The organism is Parapedobacter soli, from assembly GCF_025460835.1.
GTDB lineage: Bacteria > Bacteroidota > Bacteroidia > Sphingobacteriales > Sphingobacteriaceae > Parapedobacter > Parapedobacter soli.
The window spans coordinates 1-542 of record NZ_JAMXAY010000161.1; the positions used below are offsets into that span (position 1 = coordinate 1).

1 pseudogene is annotated in these 542 nt (G+C 55.2%); it reads left to right on the top strand.

Features of this window, described 5'->3' with window-relative positions:
- Window positions 1-433 (top strand): annotated as a pseudogene (locus NGM62_RS22345) (IS21 family transposase); the annotation flags it as partial.
- Window positions 434-542 lie beyond the last annotated feature (109 nt).

Consider the following 542-nt stretch of genomic DNA (forward strand, 5'->3'; position numbering starts at 1 on the left):
TGCCGAAGGTAAACAGGTCGCTGCCCACACCCGGAAGTTCGGTGGTGGTTACACCGCCGTGAAGGGACACCTCTCCTCGCAACACCAATACTATCTGGGCCGCAGCCCGGATTATTTCATCGATAGGGCCGAAAGGGTATGCCCCCGACTGCATGAACTTATCAAGATGGTTTTCCAGCAACCGGGGTATCCCGAAAACCAGTACCGCACCTGCGAGGGGCTGCTCAGGCTATACCGCCAGTCGGACCCCGACGACTTCGCCCGTGCCTGCACGGTGGCCATGGAACACGGTATGCTTTCCTACAAAAAGGTGGAGGGCATCATCAAAAGCAAGGCGTTATATGCCCAGCCCGACACACCGGATAAACCGCTCCCCGGACACGGGAACATACGCGGCCGCGATTATTACGTGCAGACAAGGATGGACATCTGAATATCAACAAGCAATTATTTATCACAACAATATGGATATATTATCACAACTAAGGGAGCTGCGTCTGCAAGGCATGGCGGGCTCATGGCAGGTACTCACCGAGACCCGC